6 protein-coding genes are annotated in these 6063 nt (G+C 56.0%); 3 read left to right on the top strand and 3 right to left on the bottom strand.

Features of this window, described 5'->3' with window-relative positions:
- From dxr to uppS, 3 genes are all read right to left on the bottom strand, one after another.
- Positions 1–945, bottom strand: a 945-nt coding sequence (dxr, locus tag ACOSYY_RS18705; protein WP_421664386.1) for a 1-deoxy-D-xylulose-5-phosphate reductoisomerase, incomplete at its 3' end; no start/stop codon positions are given.
- Positions 946–965: 20 nt separating this feature from the next.
- The gene (locus ACOSYY_RS18700) at positions 966–1805 is read right to left on the bottom strand and encodes a phosphatidate cytidylyltransferase (RefSeq protein WP_421664385.1); all 840 of its coding nucleotides are present in this window, start codon (positions 1803–1805) and stop codon (positions 966–968) included.
- Positions 1806–1855: 50 nt separating this feature from the next.
- The gene (uppS, locus tag ACOSYY_RS18695; RefSeq protein WP_421664384.1) at positions 1856–2641 is read right to left on the bottom strand and encodes an undecaprenyl pyrophosphate synthase; all 786 of its coding nucleotides are present in this window, start codon (positions 2639–2641) and stop codon (positions 1856–1858) included.
- Positions 2642–2819: 178 nt separating this feature from the next.
- Here uppS and tldD point away from each other — a divergent pair, with 178 nt between their 5' ends.
- The 3 genes from tldD to ACOSYY_RS18680 form a co-directional block, all read left to right on the top strand.
- On the top strand, positions 2820–4250 hold the full coding sequence (gene tldD / locus ACOSYY_RS18690; protein ID WP_421664383.1) for a metalloprotease TldD: 1431 nt from the start codon (positions 2820–2822) through the stop codon (positions 4248–4250).
- Between the two features lie 79 nt (positions 4251–4329).
- Positions 4330–5715 (top strand): TldD/PmbA family protein, encoded by a 1386-nt coding sequence (locus tag ACOSYY_RS18685; protein WP_421664382.1) that lies wholly within the window; start codon positions 4330–4332, stop codon positions 5713–5715.
- Between the two features lie 137 nt (positions 5716–5852).
- Positions 5853–6063, top strand: a 211-nt coding sequence (locus ACOSYY_RS18680; RefSeq protein ID WP_421664381.1) for a dienelactone hydrolase family protein, incomplete at its 3' end; no start/stop codon positions are given.

The following is a 6063-nucleotide window of genomic DNA, read 5'->3' as shown; positions in this document are numbered from 1 at the left end:
GATTCGGAGCGACTCGTACCCGAGGTTGAGGCAAGGAAAGCGATCATGGTCGGGCTTGCAAAATGTCAATTGTCCGATCTCCGTCAAATCCAGTGAAGGGAGGTCAAGGGCCATTCTGACCGGATGACGCATCGCATAAGAGATAGGGGTTCGCATATCCGGAAGTCCCAATTGAGCGATCATAGACCGATCTTTATACTCTACCAGAGAGTGAATGATGCTTTCTCGATGAACGAGAACGTCGATATTTGACTCGGGAATATCGAAAAGCCAGCGGGCTTCCACGACTTCCAACCCTTTATTCATCAACGTGGCCGAGTCGATGGTGATTTTGGATCCCATCTTCCAGTTGGGGTGTTCCAGAGCTCGTTCCGGCGTGACATTCTGGAGCTGCTCCTGGGTCAGTGTCCAGAGAGCTCCGCCGGACGCCGTCAGAATCAATCGCCGGACATCTTCAATCCGATGTCCTTCCAATGACTGAAAGATGGCGCTGTGCTCGCTGTCGACGGGGAAAATCCTGACACCATGTTTTCGGGCCTCGTCCTGCATCAGCTTACCAGCCATCACCATCGGCTCCTTATTGGCCAAGGCAATGTGCTTTCCGCTTCGGATGGCCGACAAGGTCGGAACGAGTCCAGCCGCACCCACAATGGCCGAAATCACCAATTCGGCGTCCAGCATCGATACCACCTGGGTGATGCCTTCTTCCCCGGCCATGATCTCCACCGGGAGATCGGCGCACCGGTTTCGGAGCAACGCTGCAGAGGATTCACTGGAGACCGCCGCGGCTTTTGGTTTGAATTGGCGGACCTGCGCTTCAAGCTTGTCGATATTATTGCCGGCCGTCAGTCCGACGACGCGGAATTCATCGGGGAACCGTCGAACGATATCGAGTGTATTGGTTCCGATCGAACCGGTTGATCCCAGGATGACAATCGACTTCATATCCTCTCCTCTCCATTCCCTTATAGCGACGATACGCCGCGAACGTAAGCGACATAGTAGTAAAAGGTGGGGGCGGTGAACAAGAGACTATCGAGTCGGTCCAACATACCGCCATGGCCGGGCAGGATGCCACCGGAATCTTTGACACCCATCCGGCGTTTGATCACCGATTCGAAAAGGTCTCCGAGGAGGCCAGTTCCCGTCAACAGCACGGCAAGGATCAACGCATCGGATGATGAGAGTTGTTGAGCAAACCACCACTGAGCCAATAATGCAGCACCGATGGCCAGTGCGAGTCCCCCGAGTACCCCCTCGACTGTCTTCTTGGGACTCACCGACGGCAAGAGAGGGTGTTTGCCAAAGAGGGTTCCGGCGTAGTAGGCACCGGTATCGGAAGCCCATGTGACCGCCGCAAGAAACAACACGAGAAATGCGCCCGCCGGCAATGAGCGAGTCGATACCACGGTGCTGAGGGGAAAGCCGACATACAGCACACCGAAGAGGATGATCAGTATATTTTCACCCCGGCGATTAGTCCGACCGGATACTATGAAAATAACGATCGGCAGAACGAGCACCAAGGCAGCCAGCAGATACGCCAAGGCGAATGCCAGGTGATCATGGGCTACGACCAGGACGAATGCTGCAAGTCCGACTCCGACCATGAGACGGTTGAAACGAGACTGAAAACAGATTTGATAAAGCTCCACCAGAGCAATGGATCCTACGGTGATCAAGAGCAGCGTCAAGGCCCATGGCGCGAGGTGCGCGATGATGCCATAGACCGCCGGGATAAGCGCAGCTGCCGTGTAGAGACGCCGGAGATCGAATCGTCGGGTGCGTGCTGGTGGGGTAATCACGGATATCGAGTGAGCGATCGCTTGGGTGGTGGGTGGGCTTCCCACTAGGGTTATGAAGGCACGGTGCTCGGCACTCGACCAAAGCGGCGTTCCCGTCTCTGATACTCGATCAGAGCGAGCAGGAACTCGCGTCGCCGAAAATCCGGCCATAGGGTCGGCGTGAAGCACAATTCGGTGTAGGCCAGCTGCCACAGGAGAAAGTTGCTGATCCTGGTTTCTCCGCTCGTCCGAATGAGTAAGTCTGGGTCAGGGAGCGGGTGCGTGTAGAGGTACTGCCGGATCGTGGTTTCATCGATAAGGCCCTGTTGGAGCGTTCCCGTTTGGACATCCTCCATCATGGTTTTCACTGCGTCAACGATTTCTGCTCGTCCTCCGTAGCTGAGGGCGACCGTCAGGCTCAGCTTATCAAGGTGCGCCGTTTCTTTCTCGGTCGTGCGAACCCAGTGCTGGGCCGATGGAGGAAGCAGCTCGTGGCGGCCGATGGCGCGGAAACACACGTTTTGCTCAATCAAGCTGGCCCGCTCCGTCGAAAGGTAATGCTCCAACAGCTCCATGAGTGCGCTGATTTCTTGTGTCGGACGGTTCCAATTTTCTTGCGAAAATGCATAAATGGTCAGAGCGCGGATACCGAGTTCCAGACAGAGAGTGATCATCTCTCTGACCGAATTGATGCCTTCGCGATGGCCTGCGATGCGAGGGAGACCGCGGAGTTCCGCCCACCGGCCGTTGCCGTCCATGATGACAGCGACATGCTTCGGGAGCAGTTCCGGCTCCAACTTGGCGGTCAATTCGCCCTCGGATAGATGGTCAAAATTTGAAGCGGGGTGATGTGACATACAAGCCTAGAGTACGTTCCTCATGCCAGCCTGAGGAGGAGCGGAGAAAGTCTACTGTCGGGGGTATGGAATGTCAAACGATAACTCGGAAATGCTCAATGAGAAATCATCGCATTGCGACCGTTGAAATGAATGGGCTATACTCGCCTATCAGCCGAAGGGACGAGGAGGCATACCTATGCTCGAGCCGGTTCAGCTAGCCAAATTCGGTGTCACCGAACTCGAAGCCCAGCACGCGCTCGATCGTTTGAACGCGAGGGATATTGATTATGCGGATCTCTATTTCGAGTCCCGCACCTCGGAATCGGTTTCGATGGAGGAAGGTATCGTTAAACGCGCGGCAAAAAGCGTGTCTCAAGGGGTGGGGGTCCGTGCGACTGCCGGCGAAAAAACGGGGTTTGCCTACTCGGATGAATTAACGAAGAAGGATCTTGAGGTTGCGGCTGATACGGCGCGCTACATCGCGAACTCTCCCAGAGGGGATTCTCCTGTTCCGGTGCCCACCCAGCGTCGACCAACCAGAGATCTGTATCCCATTGAACGGGCGAAGGCCGAGGTGGCGACGGCCGATCGTGTGGCCCTGCTGAATGAAATCGATGCCGAAGCCAGGCGGTACGATCCGCGCATTAAGAATGTGATGGCCTCTTTTAACACCGAATACAAGGTGGTGGCTGTTGCGACTTCCGATGGGGCGCTGGTCGGCGACATCCAACCGTTATCCCGTCTACAGATTACCTGCATTGCCGAGGACCGTGACAATCGACAGGTTGGTAGCTTTGGTGGAGGGGGCCGGGTGGGATTCGAGTTCTACCGCGAGGACAATCGGCACTTGAGCTATGCGCGAGAAGCCGCGAGAGAAGCGATCCTAAACTTGTCCGCGGTGGATGCTCCGGCCGGGGTGATGCCTGTTGTATTGGCCGGCGGATGGCCAGGTATCCTGTTGCACGAAGCGATCGGACATGGATTGGAAGCCGATTTTAATCGAAAAAAAACATCGGCCTTCTCGAATCTGGTCGAGAAACGCGTGGCATCGGACGTGTGTACGATCGTCGATGATGGAACCCTTCCGTTCCGCCGCGGCTCGTTGAATATGGATGATGAAGGCACGCCGACCAGCCGCACCGTCCTCATTGAGAAGGGCATCCTCCGTCGCTATATCACCGATAAGCTCAATGCCCGCCTCATGGGGATTCCGGTGACCGGTAACGGTCGGCGTGAGAATTATCAAAGTGTGGTGCTCCCTCGGATGACGAATACGTTCATGCTGGCCGGTGAGTCGGATCCCCAGGACATTATCCGGTCGGTGAAAAAAGGGCTGTACGCCGTCTCATTCGGCGGCGGGCAGGTTGACATCACCAATGGGAAGTTCGTGTTCTCGGCCAGCGAGGCCTACCTCATCGAGGACGGACGGATCACGACACCGGTGAAGGGAGCCACGTTGATCGGCAATGGGCCCGAGATCCTCACCAGGGTATCGATGGTGGGACATGATTTAAAACTCGACAATGGCATCGGTACTTGTGGTAAAGACGGTCAATCCGTGCCGGTCGGGGTCGGCTTGCCGACCATTAAAATCGACCAAATTACGGTCGGCGGTACGCAACGTTAAGAGAGTCAATGGTCATGGGTCATTGGTCACTCGGTCCGTGAAGAGACTAACCAATGACAAGTGACGGAGAAGAGGGCTCGTGCTTCAAAAGCAACAAGGAACAGAACCGATCATAACGGCCGACGGCTATGCCCAACTGGCTGCCGATGTTTTGGTTCGTGCTAAAGCCTGCGGTGCGACGGAGGCCGATATCGTGGTGGCCGATGGGGAAACCCTTTCGGTCCAAGTGCGGGTCGGCATGGTCGATCGGTTGACGAAAGCGAGAGAGAAGCGGCTGGGCCTGCGTGTCTTTATCGGAAAGCGATCGGCCACCACTTCTACGTCCGACTTCACCCAAGAGTCCCTCGAACGGCTCGTGGCAGACACCTGTGTCTTGGCGAAGGCGGTTGTTGAGGATGATGTATCAGGATTGCCGGATGCGGCTCAAATGGCCACAGAACAGCCGAGTCTTGATCTCTATGACGAGACGGTGCTCGATACGGAAACGCAGATCGATTGGGCCAAGCGCGCTGAAGCGGCGGCGTTTGCCGCCGACCCACGTGTCGCGAATTCAGAAGGTGCGGAGTTCGACTCATCGTCCGGGCGAGTGGTGCTGGCGAACAGCCACGGATTCATCGGGTCCTACAAAAGCTCAAATTTTTCACTGTCTGTCTCTCCGATTGCGATCGAAGCCGAAAGCGGGGCCATGCAGCGGGATGCATGGTATGAGGTTCAACGGAAGTTTGCACGGTTGGCATCCGCGGAATCGATCGGGCAGGAGGCGGCCAGGCGAGCCGTTCGCCGTCTGGGCGCGCGCAAGGTGGCGACGAAGCGAGTACCGGTCGTGTTCGATCAAGAAACGGCCGGAAGTCTGCTGGCAAATTTATGCAGCGCCGTGTCCGGCTACGGTCTCTACAAACGGGCCTCGTTTCTTCTCGACAAACTGGGCCAGACGATTGCCTCCGATCTGCTGACCGTGTATGACGACGGTAGGATGGTCGGAGGTCTTGGATCTCGCCCATTTGACGGCGAAGGGTTGGCTACCCGGAAGAATACGATCGTAGAACGCGGCGTACTGAAGAATTACTTGCTCGATACCTATTCTGGAAAGAAACTGGGGTTGCCGTCCACCGGCAATGCGTCACGCAGCGTGGGCGAGAGTCCTTCCGTCGGCCCGACGAATTTTTATCTTGTCCCCGGGCTGAAGAGCCCTCACGAGATCATTGGTTCAGTCAAGGAGGGGCTCTATGTCACCGAGTTGATCGGGTTCGGGATCAATATGGTCACAGGCGATTATTCGCGCGGCGCGTGCGGGTTCTGGATCGAGAACGGGGAGTTGACCTACCCGGTCGAAGAAATCACCATCGCCGGCAACCTGAAACAGATGTTCAAGGATATCGAAATAATCGGAAGCGATCTTGTATTTCGAGGACGTATTGCGAGCCCCACATTGAAGATCTCCGAGATGATGGTCGCAGGCAATTGAAATATGTGCTGAGACTTGAGTGTTGAGTTCCGAGTTGAAGCGTAAGAGCCCTCACAATTCCCGTCTGGTAGTTTTGAACTCAACACTCAGGACCTAACGCTGAGGACTCAGCACTTGCGAAAGTGCGGAGGTGGCTCATGGCTGAATCCATCCGAGAGACGAACGTTCAGTACCCGAGTGGGAAAGTGGTCACAATGCGGGCATTCGTGGCCGGTCCAGACACCAAGGGCAAACGACCCGCCGTCATCATAGTCCAGGAATGGTGGGGCCTTACGGAACACATAAAAGAGATTGCAAGGCGGTATGCAAGAGAAGGCTACGTCGCAATCGCTCCAGACCTTTATTCGC

This window comes from Nitrospira sp. BLG_2 (genome assembly GCF_049222245.1).
Note: the sequence above shows the minus strand (reverse complement) of the source record. Positions and strands in the feature narration are given on the sequence as shown.